The 19,341-nt window shown below is 67.5% G+C and carries 20 protein-coding genes; 10 read left to right on the top strand and 10 right to left on the bottom strand.

Annotated features, from left to right (window positions below):
• Positions 1-87 precede the first annotated feature (87 nt).
• Positions 88-906, top strand: a complete 819-nt coding sequence (locus IPP98_03525; GenBank protein MBL0178181.1) for a PEP-CTERM sorting domain-containing protein — start codon at positions 88-90, stop codon at positions 904-906.
• Positions 907-1,016: 110 nt separating this feature from the next.
• Here IPP98_03525 and IPP98_03520 read toward each other — a convergent pair whose 3' ends face one another.
• Positions 1,017-2,198 (bottom strand): phosphodiester glycosidase family protein, encoded by a 1,182-nt coding sequence (locus tag IPP98_03520; GenBank protein MBL0178180.1) that lies wholly within the window; start codon positions 2,196-2,198, stop codon positions 1,017-1,019.
• Positions 2,171-2,599: a hypothetical protein gene (locus tag IPP98_03515; GenBank protein ID MBL0178179.1), complete on the bottom strand. Its 429-nt coding sequence runs from the start codon at positions 2,597-2,599 to the stop codon at positions 2,171-2,173. The genes IPP98_03520 and IPP98_03515 overlap by 28 nt, the downstream gene beginning before the upstream one ends.
• 236 nt (positions 2,600-2,835) lie before the next feature.
• On the opposite strand from IPP98_03515, the gene IPP98_03510 reads away from it, so the two are divergent.
• From IPP98_03510 to IPP98_03495, 4 genes are read left to right on the top strand one after another with little or no spacing between them, the layout of a single operon-like run.
• Positions 2,836-3,870 (top strand): sterol desaturase family protein, encoded by a 1,035-nt coding sequence (locus IPP98_03510; protein MBL0178178.1) that lies wholly within the window; start codon positions 2,836-2,838, stop codon positions 3,868-3,870.
• Positions 3,871-3,874: 4 nt separating this feature from the next.
• Entirely contained in the window at positions 3,875-4,396 is a 522-nt protein-coding gene (locus IPP98_03505) for a DUF2007 domain-containing protein (GenBank protein MBL0178177.1), read from the top strand.
• A 50-nt stretch (positions 4,397-4,446) separates the two neighbouring features.
• The gene (locus IPP98_03500) at positions 4,447-5,085 is read left to right on the top strand and encodes a CatB-related O-acetyltransferase (GenBank protein ID MBL0178176.1); all 639 of its coding nucleotides are present in this window, start codon (positions 4,447-4,449) and stop codon (positions 5,083-5,085) included.
• On the top strand, positions 5,082-5,567 hold the full coding sequence (locus IPP98_03495; protein ID MBL0178175.1) for a DinB family protein: 486 nt from the start codon (positions 5,082-5,084) through the stop codon (positions 5,565-5,567). The genes IPP98_03500 and IPP98_03495 overlap by 4 nt, the downstream gene beginning before the upstream one ends.
• A gap of 27 nt (positions 5,568-5,594) precedes the next feature.
• Here IPP98_03495 and IPP98_03490 read toward each other — a convergent pair whose 3' ends face one another.
• Together IPP98_03490 and IPP98_03485 are read right to left on the bottom strand one after the other, a co-directional pair.
• Complete coding sequence (locus IPP98_03490; protein MBL0178174.1) at positions 5,595-6,086, bottom strand: ferritin-like domain-containing protein; 492 nt, start codon at positions 6,084-6,086, stop codon at positions 5,595-5,597.
• A 38-nt stretch (positions 6,087-6,124) separates the two neighbouring features.
• The gene (locus IPP98_03485) at positions 6,125-6,535 is read right to left on the bottom strand and encodes a DUF3597 domain-containing protein (GenBank protein MBL0178173.1); all 411 of its coding nucleotides are present in this window, start codon (positions 6,533-6,535) and stop codon (positions 6,125-6,127) included.
• A 258-nt stretch (positions 6,536-6,793) separates the two neighbouring features.
• On the opposite strand from IPP98_03485, the gene IPP98_03480 reads away from it, so the two are divergent.
• The 5 genes from IPP98_03480 (at position 6,794) to IPP98_03460 (ending at position 9,381) form a co-directional block, all read left to right on the top strand.
• Positions 6,794-7,048, top strand: a complete 255-nt coding sequence (locus IPP98_03480; protein ID MBL0178172.1) for a hypothetical protein — start codon at positions 6,794-6,796, stop codon at positions 7,046-7,048.
• Positions 7,049-7,086: 38 nt separating this feature from the next.
• The gene (locus IPP98_03475) at positions 7,087-7,797 is read left to right on the top strand and encodes a hypothetical protein (protein ID MBL0178171.1); all 711 of its coding nucleotides are present in this window, start codon (positions 7,087-7,089) and stop codon (positions 7,795-7,797) included.
• Between the two features lie 98 nt (positions 7,798-7,895).
• A complete protein-coding gene (locus tag IPP98_03470; protein ID MBL0178170.1) occupies positions 7,896-8,186 on the top strand; it encodes a ribbon-helix-helix protein, CopG family in 291 nt (96 codons plus the stop codon).
• Positions 8,081-8,617, top strand: a complete 537-nt coding sequence (locus IPP98_03465) for a type II toxin-antitoxin system VapC family toxin (GenBank protein MBL0178169.1) — start codon at positions 8,081-8,083, stop codon at positions 8,615-8,617. Before IPP98_03470 ends, IPP98_03465 begins: the two co-directional genes overlap by 106 nt.
• Before the next feature lie 287 nt (positions 8,618-8,904).
• Complete coding sequence (locus tag IPP98_03460) at positions 8,905-9,381, top strand: hypothetical protein (protein ID MBL0178168.1); 477 nt, start codon at positions 8,905-8,907, stop codon at positions 9,379-9,381.
• On the opposite strand, the gene IPP98_03455 is transcribed toward IPP98_03460, so the two are convergent.
• From IPP98_03455 to IPP98_03430, 6 genes are all read right to left on the bottom strand, one after another.
• On the bottom strand, positions 9,376-9,735 hold the full coding sequence (locus IPP98_03455) for an MmcQ/YjbR family DNA-binding protein (protein ID MBL0178167.1): 360 nt from the start codon (positions 9,733-9,735) through the stop codon (positions 9,376-9,378). The two genes, IPP98_03460 and IPP98_03455, sit on opposite strands and share 6 nt — an antisense overlap.
• 76 nt (positions 9,736-9,811) lie before the next feature.
• On the bottom strand, positions 9,812-11,296 hold the full coding sequence (locus IPP98_03450) for a DUF1501 domain-containing protein (protein MBL0178166.1): 1,485 nt from the start codon (positions 11,294-11,296) through the stop codon (positions 9,812-9,814).
• Positions 11,297-11,306: 10 nt separating this feature from the next.
• Complete coding sequence (locus IPP98_03445; protein ID MBL0178165.1) at positions 11,307-13,832, bottom strand: PSD1 domain-containing protein; 2,526 nt, start codon at positions 13,830-13,832, stop codon at positions 11,307-11,309.
• A 9-nt stretch (positions 13,833-13,841) separates the two neighbouring features.
• Positions 13,842-15,323: a hypothetical protein gene (locus IPP98_03440; GenBank protein MBL0178164.1), complete on the bottom strand. Its 1,482-nt coding sequence runs from the start codon at positions 15,321-15,323 to the stop codon at positions 13,842-13,844.
• Between the two features lie 10 nt (positions 15,324-15,333).
• Positions 15,334-16,413: a hypothetical protein gene (locus IPP98_03435; GenBank protein MBL0178163.1), complete on the bottom strand. Its 1,080-nt coding sequence runs from the start codon at positions 16,411-16,413 to the stop codon at positions 15,334-15,336.
• A gap of 712 nt (positions 16,414-17,125) precedes the next feature.
• Positions 17,126-19,330, bottom strand: a complete 2,205-nt coding sequence (locus tag IPP98_03430; protein ID MBL0178162.1) for a glycoside hydrolase N-terminal domain-containing protein — start codon at positions 19,328-19,330, stop codon at positions 17,126-17,128.
• Between the last annotated feature and the right edge of the window lie 11 nt (positions 19,331-19,341).

Genomic DNA, 19,341 nt, shown 5'->3' with positions numbered 1-19,341 from the left:
TCGCACGACGCCTCAATCGTCGTGTGTCGCGTTCAAGGCCTCCGCGCACGTAGTCCGTCTCTGGGTCTTATATACAGGATGTGCTCCATGACACTGCGTTCGCTCCTTCTCGGCGGCCTCGTGCTTGCCGGCGCGGCGTCGCTGCCCGCACGCGCGTCGGCGCAATCTCCCGGCTGCACCTATACCTTCTCGCTCGGCCTCGGTGGCTCGATCAGCGGGTGTTGGGCAGCCACGATCTCGGAGCTCGGTGAGGATGCCGGCTTCGTGAGCGATCAGTACTTCTGGGCTGGGAACTTCACCGGGACCAGTGGCGTGAACAACGACCCCACGACCGCCGGCACGTTCATGTTCAACAATGACTGCGGCAGCGCCGGCAACGGCGCGTTCGCGTTCTGCAACGGTGCCTATGCCAAGCCGATCGTCCCGATGGCGAGCGCCCTCGGCGAATTGGTGCTCGGGCTCCGCGTACCGGACAACACCAACGGCGCCGGGTACAACTGGATCTACTCGGGCAGCAATACACGCAACGGCAATCCGCTGCCCACCGGGTATCAACAGGTCCTGTTGCAGCTGACGCTCGCCGGGATCGACCAGTCCGGGCAGTTCCTCTTCGGCTGGGAAGACATGAATTCGGGCTGTACCCACCGCCTGACGCCGAACGGCAACCGGTACCGCATGGAAGACCTGGGCGACGGCACCATGCTCGACAGCGCCCTCGGCAATTGTGACGTCTTCCTGCCGGGCGGCAACGGCGACTCGGACTTCAACGATTCGTGGATGCAGTTCGACATCACCGGCGTCGGCATCCCGGGCGATACCGACACGGTGCCGGAGCCGGTTTCGATGACGCTCATGGCAACCGGTATGGTTGGCCTGGGCGCCACGGCGCGCCGTCGCAAGAAGTAGGATTGCAGGGCAGTCACATGCAGTGAAGTTCGTTCTTTCGTCACACACGCCACGAAGCCCGCCGATCGATTCCCGATCGGCGGGCTTTGTGGCATGCCGAACTCAGGCACCTAGTGGCAGCTCCGTACCACGACCAGCGCATTGGCCACGGCGCGCTCGCCTTCCTTGTCCGACGGGTGGTTGCCGAGGACGGCGCCACCCATCCCGTTCCGCAGCGCCATCGCCGTGGACCCGCCGCCATCGAGGTTGATCGCGTCGGTGGCGCCGAGCGCTCGCATCAACCCCGCAAGCTCCCGCAACGTCATTCCCATGCTATACCCCGGCTGCCGCCCATCGACAGTCACCAGCAGGAGGCGTCGCCCTCCGGCGGCGAGCCCGACCAGGGTCCGCGGATGGCGTACCGGTCCGAAGTTCGCGCCGCCGGCTGTCTCGAGTCCAGCCACTGCAACGCTGTCGCGCACGAGAACCGGAAAGCCGCCAACCGCTTCCCGAGGCGCAAAAGGTATCAGCGATACCTGCACCGTCATGGCTCGGGTGGCCACTCGCTCCAACAACTGCCGCGTCGCCGGCGGTGCCAACCGCCCGAGCACGAGCACGCCTCCATCCGCGGGAATCGCCGTGGCGCGCCCGCTGCTGTCGACCCGCTGGGCACGATGCAGCGGCCCCGGACCGACCAGGACGCGCAGCGTTCCGCTCGCAGTGTCGACCGGACTTCCCCAGTTCGCATCGTACCAGGCGAGGCCATTCGGCGACGGGCGGTTCCAAGTGGTGATGGACATGGTATCGGACCCTGCCACTACCTGCCCGGTGGTGGTGAGCAGCCCGAACCACGGCATCCCGGTCGACGTCAGGGCAACGACCGGCCTCGCCGAGGGGCCGGCGATCACCCGACCACCCTGGATCGCCGCGGCCTGCGGGACACCCGGTGGGGTGAAGAGAAAGAAATCGGCGTTGACCGCGGCGATCGCATCGGGTCCGCGCTGCACGAGCAGTTCCGAGGTTCGCGCGCGGCCGACCGCCGCACCGCCCGCCTTCACTGCGGCAAGCGACCAGCAGGCCCGCTGATCAATGTCGAGAATCTGGATCGACCACGGCGCGGAATCCACCGCGATGCGATGGAGGACGACCCCGCGGGCCAGCGTGTCGACAATCTGGCGATCGCCAAACGGCGGGAGGCTCGGCAACGCCCCCGCCAGTGGGATCGGCCCGCCGGAGACGGCACAGCCGCCCAGGCCAAGCAGCAGGCCGATCCACCGCGCTCCCATCACGCCCGCAGGTGGTCCGGCCGCCACGTGGTCACCATCCGCTTGATCGCCTTCTTGTCGGTGATCCCCTGGGTCAGCACGGTACGCGTCAGCTCCGGGAGCTCGGCGTCGGAGGCGAACCGCAGGGCCACCAGCTGCGCCACCGACAGCTCGCCGATCCGCCCCTGCAGGTCGGCGGGCAGCAGTCGCTGCATGCGCAACTGCTCCTCGAGCCGGATCACCCGGTTCTGCACCGTCAGCGCCATCGTGCGGGCGGCGACCGCCAACACGATCAGCGCGAACGCGACCACCGCCGCCAGGACGGTTGGCCACGTGCGGACCTCACTCGCCACCCGGATCGTGTAGATGAAGTACACCAGCAACACCGGCACGGCGAAGAAGTGAAACGGCGGGAAATAGCGGGCATGATTGGAGAAGGACTGCGACATGCGAAGACTCCCGGACGGGCACGAAAGGGATGATGGATGATGGATGATGGATGACGGATTGGGAAGATAGTCTCCAATTCCGACAGCATTCACCCAACCCCCACTATCCATCATCCATCATCCATCATCCATCATCCAGCATCCCCTCTCGCTTCTCGCTTCCCCCCTCTGGCGCAATCCGCCAAAACCACCGATTATCGATGCTTCCTCCTCCATACCCCGACCTTGAGCCCCTCATGGCGTCTCTCGAGTTCCTCGCGAAGGAATTGATCGGCTTTTTCGGCCTGCAGACCTGGCTCGACATGGCGGCGGCGCACGACTACAGCCGCCTCCTGACCTGGCCCGGCTTCCGCAGCGCGATCGGCCCGATCATCCCGTTCCTGCTGGTGATCGAGATTGTGCGGGCGCTGATGGAGAAGAGCTTCAAGGTCCGCGAATACAAGCTGATCTTCTTCACCTACCTGCTGAACCGGGTGCTTGGCTCGTTCCTCTCGATTGCCGCCGTCACCTTCTTCATCGGCCTCTTCCAACCGCTCGCGCCGTTCCAGAGCTCGGTGACCTGGTACTGGCTCATCTACGGCTATATCGTCTGGGAGCTGGCGCACTTTGTCTACCACTTCCTGGCGCACAAGGTCCGGCTCTTCTGGTGCCTGCATTCGACGCACCACGCCCCCGAGACGATGAACCTCTTCGTCTCGCACGCGCACTTCTTCCTCGAAGCGCCCTACGCCGACACCATCCGCACCTCGATCTGCATCCTGCTCGGCGTGAGCCCGCCGCTGCTCTTCCTGATCATGTTCATCGACGGCACCTGGGGCACCTGGATCCATGCCGGCGAGCACGTCCTCAAGGATGGTCGCATGGGCGTGCTCAATCGGTGGATCCTCACCCCCTCGCACCACCGAGTGCACCACGCGCGCAATCCGCTCTACATCGACACCAACTACTGCAACCTCCTGAACGTCTGGGACCGCGCCTTCGGCACGCTTCAGCCGGAGGAGACCACCGTCGCGCCGGAATACGGCATCACCCGCCCGATGAAGGCGGGGAGCTTCTGGGACTTCTATTTCGGCGAACTCGTGGCGCTCGGCCGCGACGTCGCCGCGGCTCCGAGTTTCAAGCACAAGCTGGCCTATCTGATCATGCCACCCGGGTGGAGTCACACCGGAGCGCACAAGACGGCGAGCATGGTGCGCGCGGCGTACCTGGCAGGGGAGCTGCAGGCGCCAGTGGGTCAGCAAGTAGATTTCGGGACAACCTCACCTGGATGATTCAATGACAGGCTCAGCGTCTCCGCAAGGCGTCACCACCGTCTTCACCACGGTGGACACCAACGCGATGATCATGGCAAAGCTGATGCTCGAAATCGAAGGGATCCCGATCATCGCCTCGGGCGAGGGATTGCAGGACCTCTTCGGCATGGGGCGCTCGGTCGGCGCCTTCAACCCCGTCGTCGGACCGATGCGCATCCAGGTGGCCGCGGAAGAGGCCGACCGCGCGCGCGAGGTGCTCGCCGAGATGGCCGCGGCCACGCCGGAGCCGGACGAGGTCACCCCCGACGTCGTCGCCCCGCGGCCGTCGTGGCGACGCCCCCTCGGCGCCCTGACCCTGACGCTGTTCGCGATCGCCTTCGGGGGCATCGTCGCCTTCCGCACCATCGGCACGTCCTTTGACGCCGACGGAAGGGTGCAAGAAGCCGAACCCCTGCTGCTGATCGCGACCATCGCGTTCTTCGCGGCCGTCACCATCGGCGTCGCGTACTTCATCTCCGTTCAGCGAGACGATCAGCGCCGCTAGCTCGCCCTTCGCTGTTCGCTCCTCGAACCTGTAACCCCACCCGACCACCTATGGCATTTGGCCCCTCTCCCGACACGCCCTATCCGCTCGCGGGCGTGACCCGCACCGGCTTCCTCAAGACGTTCATCACCCGGCCGACCATCATCGTCGGCGACTACACGTATTACGACGACCCCGAAGGTCCGGAGCAGTTTGAGCAGAACGTGCTCTACCACTTCGACTTCATCGGCGACAAGCTGATCATTGGCCGCTATTGCTGCATCGCCGCCGGCGTCCGTTTCATCATGAACGGCGGCAACCATGCAACCACCTGGCTCACGTCGTACCCGTTCCCGATCTTCGGCAATGGCTGGGAACTGACGGAGCCGCCGCAGTGGCCCTACAAGGGGGACACGACGGTCGGCAACGACGTCTGGATCGGCAACGGTGCGACCATCATGCCGGGCGTGACGATCGGAGACGGTGCGATCATCGCCACTGGCGCCGTGGTCACCAAGGACGTGGCACCGTACGCCATCGTCGGCGGCAACCCCGCGGCACTGCTCCGCTATCGCTTCGACGACGCGACGATCGCGCGGCTGCTGGCGTTGCGCTGGTGGGAATGGGATGCGGCCCGCGTGACGCGCTGCGTGGCGCAACTCTGTGCAGGTGATCTCGACGCACTGGAACGTCAGGCAGGAGCCGCATGAAGTCCCTCCCGCAGTCGCTCCTCGCGCAGATCGCCGCAACGAGTGCGGGCGATCCGTGGTACGGCAGCTCGCGTACCGCGCTGCTCGACGGCCTGACCGCGAAGGACGCCCACGCGCACCCGATTCCGGGGAGTCATTCGATCTGGGAAGTGGTGCTGCACATGACATCATGGACGCGCGAGGTGGAGCGCCGCCTCGGGGGCCACGCCCCAGCCGAACCGGAGGACGGCGACTGGCCTGCGGTCGGCCGACCCACCGCTGCACGCTGGCGGGAGGCGTGTGATGCGCTCGCCGAAGCAAACGCCGCACTCCTCGAGGCAGTCGCCCGACTCCCCGCCGCGCAGTGGGACGCGCCGGTCGGTGGGCTCCGTGACCCCGCCCTCGGCACCGGGACCACCATCGGCGGCATGCTGATCGGGTTGGCGCAGCACGACGCCTACCACAACGGGCAGCTCGCGGTCCTGCGACAGGCGCTCGGCTGACCGAGCGCTCCCGCAGGACCGATACGCCTACGCGATCCCGGCGTCGGGTGGGTCAATATCCAGTGCGGCCGCCAGGTCGGTCAGGTGTTCCTGCTCCTGACGCAGGATCTCGCGAATCTCTTCCGCCACGGCAAACTCCCCCAGCGCCTCGCACTGCAGCACGCGGCGCCGGTAGTGCGCAATGGTCACGCGCTCGTTCTCCAGGTCGAAGCGGAGCAACGCCTTGGCCTCTTTCGAGGTCTTGACCGGCAGCGGCGTCACGGTGGGCGTACCACCGAGGTAGTCGATCTGCTTGGCGATGGTGATTGCGTGGGCCAACTCTTCCGCCGCGTGCACTTCCAGTTCCCGGGCGATGTGCATGTTGGCGGCCCCCTTGATCACCTGAGAGTAGGTGATGTAGGCGATGATCGCCTGGTACTCGCGCGCCAGGTCCGTGTTCAATCCGTCGATGAGATTCTTTCGGGTGGGTGTCGCGACTGAGGCGCGGCCGATCGGGGTGGTGCGCTTCCGTGTGGCCATGATGGGCTCCTTGCGTGTGTCTGGACGCGACAGCGCGTTCAGTCCAACAGGTGCTTCGGCACGTTGCCGCCATTGTACGCGATCCGTTCCAGCACCGTCTTGTGCAGCCACATGTTCATCTGCGCCGAGTCCTCGCGGAGCTGCAGCGGACACCCCATCTCGTTGGCGAGTTCCTTCCGCGCAGCCAGACTGCTGTCCATGTCGAGGAGCTTGAGGAGATCGACGATCGACGTCTCCCAATTCAACTTCTGGGGATTGGCCGCCGCGCGTCGAGCGAGCTCGGCCACCACATCGACGACGGGGATCGGCGTTGGCGCCACTGGCGCCGGCGGCGCGGGCGGCATCGATCCGCCGATCGGACCCGTCCCGGCGGTCGTGACCGGCGGGGGCGGTGGCGTATGATCCTTGCCGATGCCGAGCTTCTCGAGGATGTTGCTGAAGAGTCCCATGACGTGCTCCGGGTACGTGTAGAGGTCGGTCGGCACCGCCGACACCTCCCTGACGATCCCCATCTCCCCGCTGACACACGACCGAAGGACGCGCCACCATGATCGCCGGCACCATTTCACGACTCAGCGCCGCCTTCCTCGCCTTCTGCGGACTCGCGCTTCTCTTCGCGGCCGACGACATCCTGCCGCGACACCTCCCCGGGGTATCCCCCCGGCGAGTTCTGGTTCGGGCAGCTGCTCGCCGCCGCGTGCCTCGCCATGGCGACGCTCAACTGGTTCAGCCGGGGCGCCCTGCTTGGCGGCATCTATGGTCGCCCGGTCGTGGTGGCCAATGCCACCGGCTATTTGATCGCAGCGATCACGCTCCTCAAACCGATGCTGGCCGGCGCGTTCCGACCGGCGGGATGGTTGCTGGTCATCCCGGTCACCGCACTCGCGGTGGCCTACGGTTGGCTGATGTTGCGGGGGCCGTTCGAGCGGGATGTGGCAACGATGAAGGGGGCAGCCTCATGACGTGCACCTCGTGCCAAATGGCCATCGCCCTACTCCTGATGGCGACGGCTCCGGTCGTCGGTCAGGAACCAGTGTTCATGGTCAAGAAGTGTGATGAACCGAAAGTTTCAATTGGGACGCTCCCCGCGGCGGGTGGCACGGTCTACTACCGGCTCGGTCCAGATGGCAAGCCGGATACGGCGTCTGTCGGGGTCACTCAGGTGACGGGGCTGTCCGTTGCCGGCTTCCGCAGCGTGGTCGTGCGGCAGTTGCACAGTTGTCGGTTCGAGGTGTCCAAATCGCGACCCGAGTTGCCTGTCGGCGTCGTGCAGTCTTTCACCACGAAGGGTTCGACGATCTCCTTCGGATCGGCGACAGGAATGAGCCAGCTCCCCACCGTGCTCGATCCCGCAGCCCCACCGCTGCCCCCGGACTCCTTTCCGCTGCAGCCTGATGATGCGCGGCTCGAGGAGCGGCCCCGGCGCATCTCTTGCCCAAACCCGCTTCCCGCGCGCCCATTGCCGCGCGCTGAAATGGAGCAATGGTTCCGTGACAATATGGGCACCATCATGGCGGAAGTCCGGGTCAATGCGGACGGTAAGCCCGATCGACGGGTGCGGGTGATCAGCTCCGACAACTCGTCAGCCACGCGATCGCTGGTGAATCTGTTGCTCAACTGCAAGTTCGTGCCGGGGCGGTACTTCGGCGTGCCAGTACCCGGACTCACCATGGAGCGGATGGGAATCGTCGGCGGTCCGCCATCGCCGTAGCGGGCGGGACGGACGGGCCGATCGGCTGCCGCTGCCTGGTGGCGACACCGCTGGCCTGAACGCTTGTCGTGTGTTACGAACGTATTACATTGCGTCACATGAAAGACTCCCACCTCACGCTCCGCCTTCCAGAGGCGCTGGGCGACGCGCTCGAAGCCCGGGCCGCGGAGGACCGCGTCCCCAAGTCGCAGGTCGTCCGCGAGGCCGTGGTCCGCTACCTCGCGCCGGAGCGCGTGGGCCGCGCCGAGCCGCGGCAGGTCACCGCGCGCGAACTGGCCGCGCGATGGCAGACGCTTCCCCACCTCACGCCCGAGGATGCGGCGGCCTTTGCCGACGACATCGCGCGCACCGGCGACGCGATGCCGCTCCCGGAGTCACCGTGGGCGTGATCCTCGACTCGTCGGTGCTGATCGCGGCGGAGCGGGGCCACTTCCGATTGGAGGCACTGCTCGAGTCCATGGGCGACACGCCCGTCGCGATCGCCGCCATCACCGCGAGCGAATTGCTTCATGGCGTCCATCGCGCAGGCTCACGCGGCATTCGGATGCGACGCGCTGCCTTCGTCGAGGCACTGCTCGTGGAGTTGCCAGTGCTCCCCTTCGGCCTTGGCGAAGCGCGGATGCACGCCGAACTCTGGGCCGAGCTCGCCAGGGGCGGCACGACGATCGGCGCGCACGACCTCCTCATCGCCGCCACGGCGATCGCTGGCGGCGACGCGCTGGTCACGCTGAATCAGCGTGAGTACGCGCGCGTCCCCGGACTCCGGTTGCAGTCGATCAGCGAATTCGTCGAACGCACCGAGCCTGATCGCGCGAACTAGATCCCCGAGCATCCGTTCGAGCGATTGCCCCCTTCACGCTGCGCCGTAGCTTCCGAGGACGCTGCCGCATCGCGATGCCGCGCCCTGCGGCGTCACATGGCGGCGTCCAATCAGAGGGGGCTGGGCCATGTCCACCAACACGATTCTCCTGATCATCCTGCTCTTCTTGATCTTCGGTGGTGGCTGGGGCTGGTCGCGCCGCGGACGGTAGGCAGCCGGTTCGGCCCCTTACCAATGCCTGACCATCGCTGACGCGCGCCCTCATCGGCGCGCGTTAGCATTGTGGCATGCCCCTCCGCTCCCCGCTCCGCGCCATCCTCCTCGGCGGTCTCATCGTCGGCGCACTCGACGGCCTCGACGCCGTCATCTTTTTCGGACTGCGTGGTGTCAGCACCATCCGGATCTTCCAGGCGATCGCCGCCGGCCTCCTCGGTCGCGAGGCCTTCCAGGGCGGTCTCCCCACGGCAGCCCTCGGCGTCGTGCTCCACTACACCATCGCCACCACGGTCGTCGCCATCGCCTACCTGCTGGCGCGTCGCATCCCCGCCCTCACGACGCGACCGATCCTCGTCGGTGCCTGCTACGGCATCGGCGTCTGGCTGGTGATGAGCTATCTCGTCGTCCCGCTGTCGGCGGCGAACACCGCCGCGCGAACGGCACCCGTGGTGATCAACGGAATCATGATTCACATCGTGGGGGTTGGGATTCCGGCCTGGCTCGTTGCCCGGAAGGCCCCCCGCACGGCACACCGGGTGACGCTATAGCGCGTCGACTCGCTTGACCAGCGTCTTCGGCGCCACCAGCCGCCACGAATCGCGCAGCAACTCCGCGACCTCCTTCCAGTCCGGCTTCCGATCCAGCCAGACCCCGACCCACCCCGCCTTGCCGACGTACGGCGGCACAAAGAAGCGCTCCGGTTCCGCGCTCACCATCATCTGCTGATTGCCAGGTGCCGCCTTGAGCCAGACGGCGGCGCGCCCCGCGCCATGATGGTTGTTCGGCGCCGCGTACATCGCGAAGAGCTTGTTCTTCACACGAAACGTCGGCTCTCCCCACGCCTCGACCTCGTGCGCCTCGGGGAGCTTCAACGCCAGCGTTCTCAACCTGGCCAGCGACATCACTCTCCTCACCGTTCACAGTCCACCATCCATCATCCATCATCCATCATCGCTGTTCGCTGCTCGCCGTTCGCTGCTACCCCAACACTTCTCTTATCACTCGCCCCGACACATCCGTCAACCGCTGATTCCTCCCCTGGAACGGGAAGATCAGCCGTTCGTGGTCGAAGCCGAGCGCGTGGAGGATGGTGGCCTGCAGGTCGTGCACGTCGGTTCGGCCACTCACCCCCTGGTAGCCGATTTCGTCCGTCTCGCCGTGGCTCACGCCGCCCTTCACCCCGCCGCCCGCCATCCACATCGTGAAGGCGCCGGGGTTGTGGTCGCGGCCCACGAACGGATTGTCGGTGCCGGTGCGGTTCTCGCGCATCGGGGTGCGGCCGAACTCGCCGCCCCACACAATCAGCGTCTCCTCGAGCAGCCCGCGCTGCTTGAGGTCGTTGATCAACGCCGCGATCGCGCGGTCCGTTTCCTGGCAGCGCTTGATGAAGCCGGCGTTGAGCGCCTCCGACTCGCCCGCGCCGTGCGAATCCCAGCCCCAGTGAAAGAGCTGGATGAAACGCACGCCGCGCTCGCTGAGCCGCCGAGCCAGCAGGCAATTGTTGGCGAACGACGTCTCGCCGGGCACGCTGCCGTACATCTGGTGGATCGACTCCGGCTCCTTGCTGATATCCATCGCGTCGGGCACCGAGAGCTGCATCCGGAACGCCATCTCGTACTGCGAAATCCGGGTGAGGATCTCCGGATCGCCTGCCTCGGCATGATGCTGCTTGTTGATGTCCTGGATCGCCTCGAGCTCGGCATGGCGCAGGTCGCGCGGCATCCCGTGCGGATCGGAGAGATAGAGCACCGGATCGCCGGCCGATCGGCACTGCACCCCCTGATAGACCGACGGGAGGAAGCCGCTGCCATAGACCGACGCGCCGGCATCGGGCGCCGCACCACCCGAGAGCAGCACCACGAACGACGGCAGGTTCTCGTTCTCGGTGCCGAGGCCGTAGGTCACCCATGACCCGATGCTCGGCCGGCCGAGCCGCGGACCGCCGGTGTGCACCAGCAACTGCGCCGGCGCGTGATTGAACTGATCGGTGTGCATCGCCTTGAGGAAGGCGATCTCGTCGGCCACGCCGGCGAGGTGTGGCAGGCGGTCGGAGATCCATGCCCCCGATTGCCCGTGCTGCGTGAAGGCGGCCTGCGGACCGAGCATCCGCGGGATCCCCTTGATGAAGGCGAAGCGCTGGCCTTCCAGCAGCGACTCGGGGCAGAGCTCGCCGTCGAGCCGCGCCAGCACCGGTTTGTAGTCGAACAGCTCGAGCTGCGACGGCGCGCCGGCCATGTGCAGGAAGATCACGCGCTTGGCGGTGGGCGGAAAATGCGGCGCGCGCGCGGCGACCGGATCGTCAATGGTCAAGCCGGCCAGCGGGTCGCGATTCGTGCGCGGCGGCGTGCAGCCGAGCAACGAGGCCAGCGCTGCCGCACCGAGGCCGGTCGCCCCCGCCTCGAGGAAGTGGCGACGGGTGATCTCCAGCAAGGCGCGCTGGTGCGCTTCGTTCGGTGTCGTCATCGCGCGCTCCTCATTCCTTCGTCACGAAGGCATCGAGGTTCATGATCCCGTTGGCCACCACCGTCAACGCCGCGAGCGCGGTGCCGGCGGTCGGTACCCCGGTGGCCAGGGCGCGGTCTTCGGGATGCGCCTCGTAGTGCTTGGCCGCCGTGGCGTACAGTGTGCGCAGCGACGCCATGACCTTCTGGTTCGGTGCCCGTTGCAATGCCAACTGGTAGCCATACCGCAGCGCGGCATCGAGCCGATCCGGATTCGGCAGCGTATCGGCAAGCGGCAGCATCCGCCGCGCGAGCGCCTGCGCCGCCTCGGTATAGACCGGGTCGTTCAGCAGCACCAATGCCTGCAGCGGCGTGTTGGTGCGGGTGCGGCGCGCCACCGACACCTCGTGGCTCGGCGTCCCGAAGGTCACCATCGACGGGTACGGCGCGGTCCGCTTCCAGAGCGTGTAGACGCCGCGCCGATGGCCGTTCTCGCCGGTGTCGGCGACCCACTTCTCGCCGCTGTACGGCCGGTGCCACACCCCTTCCGGTTGCGGCGGCATCACGCTCGGCCCGTGCATCCTCGCACTGAGGAGTCCCGCGCTCGCCAGCGCCTGGTCGCGCAGTTGCTCGGCCGTCAACCGGAAGCGTGGGCCGCGCGCCAGCAACCGGTTGGCCGGGTCGCGCTCCTGCAATAGCGGCGTGGTGACGGATGCCTGCCGATACGTGGCCGAGAGCACCATCTCCTTCAGCAGCGCCTTCACGCTCCAATGCAGGTCGGTACGGAAGCGGACCGCGAGCCAGTCGAGCAGCTCTGGATGCGACGGCGGCATCCCCTGCGTGCCGAAGTCCTCGACCGTCTCGACGATCCCGGTCCCAAAGAGCTGCTCCCAGAAACGGTTGACGGTGACGCGCGCCGTCAGCGGATTCTCCGGCGCGACCAGCGCGCGCGCCAAACCAAGGCGGTTGGCGGCATCGGCCGGAAGGACGGGTGCAATCGCCGCAGGAAGGCCCGGTGAGACCACCTTGGTCTGCACCAGGAAGTTGCCACGGTCGAAGACCCGCGTGGTCCGGTGGCGCGTCGACGGCAGCTCCTGCATCACCGGGATGTAGGTGGGTGCGAGCGAATCGATTGCCCGGCGCAGCGTGTCCCGCTTCGCGCGGCGCGACGCATACGCGCTGTCTTCGGCAACCTGCGTGTAGGCGTAGCGCAGCAGCGCCCGCTGGCCCGTGTCTCGGCTCGCCTCGGGGATCTTGACGATGCGGCGCACCTCGTTGAGCCAGGTGCCATTGACCTTGCCGGCCACCGCGGGAATCGTCAGTTCCTTTTCCCAGGCGCGCCGCGCCGCTTCCTGCGCCGGGAGCATCGCAACGCTGTCGATCTCATTGCGCAGCCGCTCGATGCCGCTGGCCAGTTCGCGACCGCGCGCCGCCTTCTCGGGCGCGAAGATCGGCCACTGCGGATACTCGTCCGGCTGGTCCCAGTCGGCGCTGTTGTTGAGGATCGCGAGTGCACGGTAATACTCGTCATGGCGGATCGGATCGTACGGATGGCCATGGCATTGCGTGCAACCGATCGACGTCCCCTGCCACACCGTCCAGGTGGTGTTGACGCGGTCGATCACCGAGGCAAGCCGGTACTCCTCGTCGTCGGTGCCGCCCTCGTCGTTGGTCATCGTGTTGCGATGGAAGGCCGTCGCGATCCGCTGCGCCTCGGTCGGCGCCGGCAGCAGGTCACCTGCCAACTGATCGATCGTGAACTGGTCGAACGGCAGGTCGCGGTTGAAGGCGTCGATCACCCAGTCGCGGTACGGCCACATCGGCCGGGCACGATCGGCCTCGAAGCCTCGTGAATCGGCGTAGCGCGCCAGGTCGAGCCACATCGCCGCCCACCGCTCGCCGAAGCGCGGAGAGGCCAGCAACGTGTCGACGAGTTGCGCGTAGCCACGCGCCCCGCCCGCACACGACGCGGCCACTTGCTGCAGCGTCGGCGGCAACCCGATCAGGTCGAGGGAGACGCGCCGAGCGAGCGTGGCGCAATCAGCCGGCGGCGAGGGCCGCAGCTGTTCCTGGTCGAGCCGCGCCAGCACCCAGCGATCAATCCCATTCCGTGCCCAACTCGAATCCGACACCGTCGGCAACGGCTTCGCCTCGGGCGCCACATACGCCCAGTGCGGCGCCCACTCGGCGCCCTGCGCCACCCAGCGGCGCAAGGTGCTGATCTCCTGGGCGGTGAGCGCGTCACGTCCCTTCGGCATCCGGTCGTGCGGATCGGCCGCGGTGATCCGCGCGATCATCTCGCTCGCTCCGGGCTTGCCCGGTACCAACGCACGCTTCCCCGACTTGGCCGGCTTCATCGCGTCATCGCGGAAGAGCAGCGACAGCTCCCCCTGCTGGCGCACGCCGCCGTGGCAGCCGACGCAATTCTTGCTGAGGATCGGGCGGACGTCGCGATTGAAGTCGACCTTGGCACCAACCCCTGCCAGCCGGCTGCGCGTGGTCACCAGCGCCACGATCACCAGCGTCACCCCCGCCACCCACGCCCGTGATCGTCGCATTGGCATCCCCTACTGCTTCTTCGTGGTGTCGGTGGCGAACGAATCGGGCGGCATCACCGGCGCGGCGAGCGTGACCACAACCCGTGGCAGGATCTGCTGCAACCGGGCCACGCCGCCAGCGGTGACCCGCGTTCCCCAGAGGTGAACCGCCCGAAGCCGCGGCAACCGCTCCAGTGCGCGCAGTCCCGCATCACCGACGTCGGTGTCCACGAGGTTGAGGGACTCGAGGTATTGCAACGACGCGAGGCGCACCACGCCGGCGTCGCTCACCCGCGTGCCCGTCAGCTTGAGTCGCGTCAGGTGCGGCATCGCCGCGATCAGCATGGTGACCGAGTCATTCACTGGAGCGCGCGAGAGGTCGACCGACGCCACTTGCTGCAACAGCGGCCGCAACCGCGCCAGTTGCGCCGCCGAGGCGCTGGTCGCCGCCACGCTCAGGTAGCTCCCCTTCCGTGCCAGCGGCACCACGGACATCCCGGCCGCACGTGCCGCGGCGATCGCCGCTGTGTCCGCTGGCGGCACCGTCAACGCGAAGATCCCGGTCGGCAGGTCTTCGAGCCCATACGCCGCCAACGTCCGGCGCACGCCGCTCGGCCGCTCGATCATCGAGAGCTTGATGTCCGTCGACGCCCCCTGCGCGATCCACCACCGCAACAGCTCCGCTTCCGCGATCGACAACGGCCGGTCCGGCGGCATCGCGTCCGTGTGCCCGGGTGGCAGCGACACCCGCACCATCAGTTCGCTCTCCTCGGCGCGGCCCGCCACCACCACCTTCCCCTGCCGTCCCCCCGCGAAGAGCCCCTTCGACGTCGTCAGCACCAGGCCGCCCTTGTGGCGCATCGGGTTGTGACACGACCCGCAACGCGAGGTGAGAATCGGCTGGATCAGGGTGGCATAGACGCGCGTCGTGTCGGGGTTGCCGATCGTGATCGTCGTCAGCGCCTCTTCGGCCGGAAGGCCGAGCACGGCCCGCACCCCTTCGGGGAGGTAGCGCGTGAGGTAGCCCTCGCCGCGAGTGAGCGTGCCGCCGAGGTGGCCGCCGATGGTGATCGCCAGCAGCAACACCCCCACGGCAATCGGATAGCTGCGGTGGGCGCGCGCTTCGCCTGCTTCCGCCTTTTCACGCAGCCACCACGTGGCGCTGGCGAGGACGGGAATCCCCAGCCCGAGCCAGCGGTGCCATTGCAGTACATCGGGGTCGTAGCTCCCCCAATCGGAGAGCAGCAGCCCGACGATGTCGGCGAGGATGGCGCTCCATGCCCCAAGCAGCAGCGCGAGCGGCACCAGTGGCCGCCATGCACTCCGCTCCGGGTTGCGGCCGAGCAGTTCCGCTGCCACGGCCAGCAGCAACATCCCGATCGGGAGGTGCACCAGCAGCGGGTGGAAGCGGCCGGCCAGCGGCCAGAGCGAGGAATCGTGATCGCCCCCGACCACGGCGATGATGCCGAGGAGGAGGAGGCCGATCAGCAGGGCGCGGAGGGTCTTGGTCACCAGCGTGGCGTCAGATCTTCGTCAGCTTGGTCACTCGACCATCGTTGATCCACTCGACGACGTAGATGTTGCCGACTTTGTCGACCCAGAGCGAATGCGGCGAGATGAAGCGCCCCTGCCGCCGCTTCTCGTGCGGCACGTTGGGGTAGCCCTTGAGATCAGGATATTTCGTCCCGAAGTCGCCCTCGCCGCCGAACGGCTGGCCATCGAGAAAGTCACCGAGGTCGGCGACCTTCTTGTTCTCCTTGTCGAAGATCGAGACGCGCGCGTAGAGGTCGGGGACGTAGAGCAGGTCGCCACGATGGAACGAGGTGCAGGGGAAGCGGAGGTCGGTCTTGGTGATCACTTCGCCGAGGTACTTCCCTTCGAGCGTGAAGTTGACGATGCGGATGTTGCCCCTGTCGGAGACCTGCAGCCGCGGCGTGCCGGAACGCGTGTCGATCGAGATGCCGTGCGGCTGACGGAGATTCTCGGGTGCAGTACCACGGCCGCCGAACGAATCGAGGTACTTCCCGTCCTTGGCGTCGTAGATGTGGATCCACGACTGGCCGTAGCCGTCCGCCACGTAGAGCATCCCGTTCGGCCCGACCACCGACTCGGTTGGCGAGTAGCCGCGATCCTGCGAATAGACGCCGGCGAGGTACGGCCGCCCGGCCTGCCAGACGACGTCGCCATCGAGCGTCGTCTTCACGACCTGGGCGAGCCCGGTGTTGGCGAGGTAGAGGTACTCGGTGCCGGCTTCCTCCGAGATCCTGAGCCCGTGCGCCCCCTTGGCGTAGGCCTGACCCCACGAGGAGAGGTAGTTCCCCTGCGCGTCGACCACGACAATCGCGTCGCGGCTCTGGTTGGCGATGTAGAAGCGCCCCTGTTTGTCCTCGACGATCCCGTGCGTGTAGCCGAAGCCCTTCCCCTTCGGGAGCTTGGCCCAGGCATGATCCATCGTGTAGCGATAGTCGCCAACACCCAGAATTGGCAGCTCCTCGGGATCGCGCGCACGGAGCGGGAGCGGCAGAGCGGCGAAGGCGGCGGCGCTGGCCGCCGACGCGAGAAAGTCACGACGTGACGGATGCGGCTCGGAGCGAGCTGGCATGACGAGACTCCAGTGGGGAGTGGAGCACGGGCGTGTTGGTGGGGACGCTGGAATATCGGGCGCGGCGAGTGATGGGGCAACCTGTACGTGGCGTTCTTCCCCGCCCCCGCAGGGCGGAGGAGCCTCCGAACTCACTGCATTCGGTACCCCTGCCTGTCATCCCGAGCGCAGCGAGGGACCTGCGTGATTCCGAATGAGCCATGCCTCCGTGCCCATGCCCGGACGTGCCCTGCCTGGGGGCTCCGGTCTCGCGTGTTCCAAGCGTCTTCGCCGCGGCGCCCCCTATACCGCATGCCGGGGGCGCCGCGGCTCGACGACACGGAACCCGCTCACCCGGACCCCCAGCGCCGGGCCCGCATCACGATGGGAGTGCACGTCATGGGCGCCCGGGGGCGGGGTCGCGGGCGCGAGGGCCTCCCGGAGCGCGCAAGCCAAATGCGGGGCGCAGCCCGTGGGCTGCGTCCCATCCGTTTGGCGGCGGCGACCCCATGATGGCACCACACCAGCGGAGCCGCCGCCCGGCGCGCGGCTGAGGACCGACGCGCCCGCGAGCCCCGCGACGGGCGCCCTGGCATGGCACGGAGGCCCGGCCCATCCGCAATCACGCAGGTCCCTCGCTCCGCTCGGGATGACAACGCGTGAAAGGTCCTTCGACTCCGCCGGCTGCGCGGGCTCCGCTCAGGATGACAGCCCGGGAGGCGCCCGAGCGCGATCACCGCCGTGCTGAGATGACGCCCCCCGGCCCCACCCGCACCACCCAATTCTCTCCCTGCCGCACCATGCCCTGCCGATTCCACGTGACGGGCGCATCGCCGAACGGATTCGCGAGCGTCAACAATCCACCACCGGCGGGTGCGATGATCCGCACCGAATCGACGGCGCCGTTGCTGCGCCACGCGCTCACCCGCCACCCGCCATCGGCACGCAGCTGACGGAATGACGCGTCCTGCCAGGCTGTAGGTGTCGCCGGGAAGAGCGTCACCGTGGTACCGTCGCTCCGAAGCAGCATCTCGTGCACCGCCTGCATCATCAGGAAGTTTCCTTCCAGCGTGAACGGCCGGTAGGCCATCGACGAGAGGCCGCGCCCCGACTGGTCGCCGTTGGCATGGAAGCCGTTCCGCAGCGTGAACGCCAGGTAGTCGCTCAGGTAGTGCAGCGCCTCGTCACCACGATTGGTCCGCGCGAGGATCGCCGCGAACCAGCTGAACGAGTAGCCGGTCCACTGCGACGTGCCGTACTTCGCGATCGTGTCCACCGTGTGGCGCACGATCATCGAATCGGGGCCGCGTGCGTCGAGCAGGCCGAGCGGATGGATCGACATCGCGTGCGAGAAGTGACGGTGCGAGGCGGTGTACTCCTCGCCGGCCGAGAACGGCAGCGACCCGGTCGTCCCCTTCGGCACCATCGGTCCGAGTCGCGCGAGCACTGCATTCCACTTCGCCGCGTCGGCCGTGAGGCTCTGCGCCGCGGCCATCTCGGCGAGCGCACCAAAGGTCCAGCGCAGCAGCGCCTGGTCGTAGCTCGAGTTCGGCTTGAGGAAGGCGCGGATCGAGTTGTCGTGGATCTCCGGGCTCGACGAGAGCGGCAGCCGCAGCAGCCCGTCCTTGCCCGGCACCAGCAGCTCGCTGAGTGCGGTGCCGATCTCCTTGACGAACGGATACGCGCGCCGCCGCAGGAAGAGCCGGTCGCGGGTGCTGCGCCACTGCAGATAGTAGGACTGCGCCACCCACGCGCCGTTGGTCGGCGAGAGCGAATACATCCCCCAACCGCCCATCGGCTTGCCTGCGAGCGTCATCACGCCGGGGATCACGGCGCCGTGCACGCCGTAGAAGTCGTGCGCGAACTTCCGAAACTCCGGCAGCCGCGAGTCGAGATAGTCGAGCCAGCCGAGCATCGCGTCGTCCATCCCGGCGGTGTGCGCGGCCAGATACGTCATCTGCGTGTTGAGGTCGTTGTGGAGGTCGCCCTTCCACGGCGGCAGGCCACCCTCGTCGGCGGTCCAGACCCCTTGCAGCGGAATCGGCGGCGCACCACGGCGCCCGGCCGCGCCGTAGAAGTACTGCACCAGGTCATAGTGCTGCTGCAGTGCGGCGTCCGGGATGGTCACGCCGCTGATCCCCCAGTGCCGCTTCCACCACGCGCGGTGGATCGTCACCGCCGTGTGCCAACCCTCGCGCAGCGCGAGTTCGGCGCGCGCCGCCCCGATCGCCACCGGGTCGGCCCCTTCGGTGCTCGTGGCGATCGTCACCGCGAGCAGTGTCACATCGCCCAACTCCTTCTGGCGAACGACCCCCGCATACGAAAAGCCGAGCGCGCCCTGTTGCAGGTACGAATCGGCGGTGACGGTGGCCGGGGCGTAGCCGAGCTTGGCGACACCGGCCGACGGCTCGAAGCGGACGGTGACGCGGCCGGGAATCCGAAGCAACAACACCTTCCGGTGCGCGAGCGCCACCGCCTCGACCGAATCGGTGCCGTAGCGAGCAATCGCCTCACCGGCCGCCATGTTGAGCGCGAACTCGCGAACCGGTTCCCTCGAGGCGCGCTCGATCACCAGCCGGCCGCCGGGGAGCTTCGTCGGATACGGGATCCGATCGTATGGCTCGTCGAAGAGTTCGTGGAAGCGCTTCATGTTCCCGGCCTGCACCAGCTTCTGCATGGCGGGCCAGGTCCATTCGGGGTCCTTGAAGATCTCGGGGAGCCGCTCGTCCCAGAGGTCGCCCCGGTCGAGCGAGAGCTTGAGGGTGCTTGCCTCGCCCCAGAGCAGGCCGCCGAGGAGGCCATTCCCGATCGGGACCGCCTCGTCCCAGCGGGTGATTGGCGCGGCAAGCCGCAGCGTCGACCGGGGGTCCTGTGCGGCCAGCGGCGGGAGCGCCGTCAGCAGCACGATGGGCATCATGTAGTGTACGAATCGCTTCATCTGGTGCGATA

Source organism: Gemmatimonadota bacterium, from assembly GCA_016720805.1.
Taxonomy (GTDB): Bacteria; Gemmatimonadota; Gemmatimonadetes; order Gemmatimonadales; family GWC2-71-9; genus Palsa-1233.
This window is presented reverse-complemented; position numbering and strand designations above follow the sequence as displayed.

Bases quoted from the DNA above. Each gene is read 5' to 3' on its own strand.
- IPP98_03435 (MBL0178163.1), bottom strand. From the start codon at position 16,413: ATGCCAGCTCGCTCCGAGCCGCATCCGTCACGTCGTGACTTTCTCGCG.
- IPP98_03500 (MBL0178176.1), top strand. From the start codon at position 4,447: ATGGCATTTGGCCCCTCTCCCGACACGCCCTATCCGCTCGCGGGCGTG.
- IPP98_03515 (MBL0178179.1), bottom strand. From the start codon at position 2,599: ATGTCGCAGTCCTTCTCCAATCATGCCCGCTATTTCCCGCCGTTTCAC.
- IPP98_03480 (MBL0178172.1), top strand. From the start codon at position 6,794: ATGGCGACGCTCAACTGGTTCAGCCGGGGCGCCCTGCTTGGCGGCATC.
- IPP98_03525 (MBL0178181.1), top strand. From the start codon at position 88: ATGACACTGCGTTCGCTCCTTCTCGGCGGCCTCGTGCTTGCCGGCGCG.
- IPP98_03510 (MBL0178178.1), top strand. From the start codon at position 2,836: ATGGCGTCTCTCGAGTTCCTCGCGAAGGAATTGATCGGCTTTTTCGGC.
- IPP98_03495 (MBL0178175.1), top strand. From the start codon at position 5,082: ATGAAGTCCCTCCCGCAGTCGCTCCTCGCGCAGATCGCCGCAACGAGT.
- IPP98_03430 (MBL0178162.1), bottom strand. From the start codon at position 19,330: ATGAAGCGATTCGTACACTACATGATGCCCATCGTGCTGCTGACGGCG.
- IPP98_03450 (MBL0178166.1), bottom strand. From the start codon at position 11,296: ATGACGACACCGAACGAAGCGCACCAGCGCGCCTTGCTGGAGATCACC.
- IPP98_03465 (MBL0178169.1), top strand. From the start codon at position 8,081: ATGGCAGACGCTTCCCCACCTCACGCCCGAGGATGCGGCGGCCTTTGC.
- IPP98_03485 (MBL0178173.1), bottom strand. From the start codon at position 6,535: ATGGGACTCTTCAGCAACATCCTCGAGAAGCTCGGCATCGGCAAGGAT.
- IPP98_03490 (MBL0178174.1), bottom strand. From the start codon at position 6,086: ATGGCCACACGGAAGCGCACCACCCCGATCGGCCGCGCCTCAGTCGCG.
- IPP98_03460 (MBL0178168.1), top strand. From the start codon at position 8,905: ATGCCCCTCCGCTCCCCGCTCCGCGCCATCCTCCTCGGCGGTCTCATC.
- IPP98_03455 (MBL0178167.1), bottom strand. From the start codon at position 9,735: ATGTCGCTGGCCAGGTTGAGAACGCTGGCGTTGAAGCTCCCCGAGGCG.
- IPP98_03470 (MBL0178170.1), top strand. From the start codon at position 7,896: ATGAAAGACTCCCACCTCACGCTCCGCCTTCCAGAGGCGCTGGGCGAC.
- IPP98_03475 (MBL0178171.1), top strand. From the start codon at position 7,087: ATGGCGACGGCTCCGGTCGTCGGTCAGGAACCAGTGTTCATGGTCAAG.
- IPP98_03505 (MBL0178177.1), top strand. From the start codon at position 3,875: ATGACAGGCTCAGCGTCTCCGCAAGGCGTCACCACCGTCTTCACCACG.
- IPP98_03445 (MBL0178165.1), bottom strand. From the start codon at position 13,832: ATGCGACGATCACGGGCGTGGGTGGCGGGGGTGACGCTGGTGATCGTG.